The organism is Nocardioides sp. P5_C9_2 (assembly GCF_054049555.1).
The window spans coordinates 1-1,715 of sequence record NZ_JBFUMD010000638.1 but is presented as its reverse complement, the minus strand read 5'-3'; the positions used below and the strand labels follow the sequence as shown (position 1 = coordinate 1,715).

Below are 1,715 nucleotides of genomic sequence, written 5' to 3'. Positions count from 1 at the left end.
GATCTGGGAGTACGACGCCGTCTCGCGCAGGTAGCCGTCCTTGGCGCGGGCGAGGTACCACCTCAGTCCGGTGACCAGGGGCGGGAGCGCGAGAAGGCAGGGGAGGAACACCCACCAGCCGACGCTGAGCGCGGCGGCGAAGGTCAGCACCGCGGTCACGACCGCGATGGTCCACTCCGGCAGGGCCCAGCGCACCGACCAGCCGAGGCGGTCGATGTCGCTGCTGGTGCGGGTGAGCAGGTCACCGGAGCCGGCCGCCTCGACGGTGCCCACCGGGAGGGCGAGGGTGTTCTTGACGAAGTCCTCGCGCAGCTCGGCCAGCACCAGCTCGCCCATCACCTGGGAGCGGTAGCGGGCGAAGCGGGTCAGCACCGACTGGGCGAGCAGGAAGACCGCCAGCCAGATCGCGATCTCGTCGACGTGGTCGACGGTGGTGCCGTCCTCGACGGCCTGGACGAGGTCGCCGAGCAGCTGGGGCGCGGCGAGAGCCGAGAGCGCGGCCAGCACGTGGAGGCCCAGCGCCGACCAGAGCAGGGTCGGGTGCCGCTGCGCGACCTGCCGGACGTAGCGGCGCACGGCACGACCGTCGGCCACGGGGAGCTTGGTGGTCACACTCACGATGCCGCCACCTCCACGTCTCGCACGACGACCGTGCGGTAGGCGGGCTCGCCGGCCAGCAGGTCGGCGTGGGTGCCCACGGCCACGACCCGGCCGTCGACGAGGAAGGCGACCTCGTCGACCTCGTCGAGCAGCAGCGGGCTCACCGTGGTGACCACGGTGGTGCGCCCGGCCCGGTGGTCGCGCAGACGGGACGCGATCCGCATCTCGGTGTGGGCGTCGACCGCGCTGGTGGGCTCGACCAGCACCAGCACCTCCGGGTCGGCGRCGAGCGCCCGCGCCAGCACCAGTCGCTGGCGCTGGCCGCCGGAGAAGCTGCGGCCCCGCTCGGTGACGACCGAGTCGAGACCGTCCGGGAGCGCCTCGAGGATGTCCTCGGCCGATGCGGTGTGGATCGCGCGCCCGACGTCCCCACCGCCCCGCTCGTCGAGGCGGTCGCCGAGCCGCCCGGCGAAGAGGGCCGCGCCGGTGTCGGAGACGAGGATGCGGTCGCGCAGGTCCGCCTGGCGCAGCGAGGTGAGGGGCGTGCCGCCCCAGGTGACGTCGTCGTCCGGCTCGGGCGCGGCCAGGCCGAGGCGGTCCGCCAGCAGGGCCGAGTCGTCGGGCCGCTCGCTCACGATCGCGGTGAGCAGGCCGGGACGGACCCGCAGCCCGGTGCGGGCGTCGTACAGCTCCGAGCCGAGCGCGGGCGCATCGGCAGGGACGGCGGGGTCGACGAGGTCGGGCTCGAGGGCCAGCACCTTGCAGATCCGCCGGGACGAGACGAGGCCGCGGATGACCTTGTTGGCGAACTCGGTGGCGGTGCGCAGCGGGAGCATCAGGAACGCCGCGTAGCCGTAGAACGCGACCAGCTCGCCGGCCGAGATCTCGCCCGCGACGGCCGACCGGGCGCCCAGCCAGACCACGAGCACCACGAAGGTGCCGGGCAGGAAGACCTGCAGCGCGTCGAGCACCGACTGCAGCTTGGCGACGTTGACCGCCGCGGTGCGGGTGGCCTGCGACTCGCGGCGGTAGCGCGCGAGGAAGACCTGCTCGCCGCCGATGCCGCGCAGGACGCGGAGGCCGCCGACGATGTCGGTGCCGGTGTTGGACAGCTC

Annotated in this window: 2 protein-coding genes; both read right to left on the bottom strand. The window is 74.0% G+C overall.

Going from position 1 to position 1,715, the window contains the following annotated elements; translation table 11 throughout:
* Positions 1-618, bottom strand: a 618-nt coding sequence (locus ACXJKL_RS20505) for an ABC transporter transmembrane domain-containing protein (RefSeq protein WP_457208840.1), incomplete at its 3' end; no start/stop codon positions are given.
* Positions 615-1,715 (bottom strand): ABC transporter transmembrane domain-containing protein (locus tag ACXJKL_RS20500; RefSeq protein WP_457208839.1); only part of this gene is annotated, 1,101 nt, incomplete at its 5' end. The genes ACXJKL_RS20500 and ACXJKL_RS20505, both read right to left, overlap by 4 nt.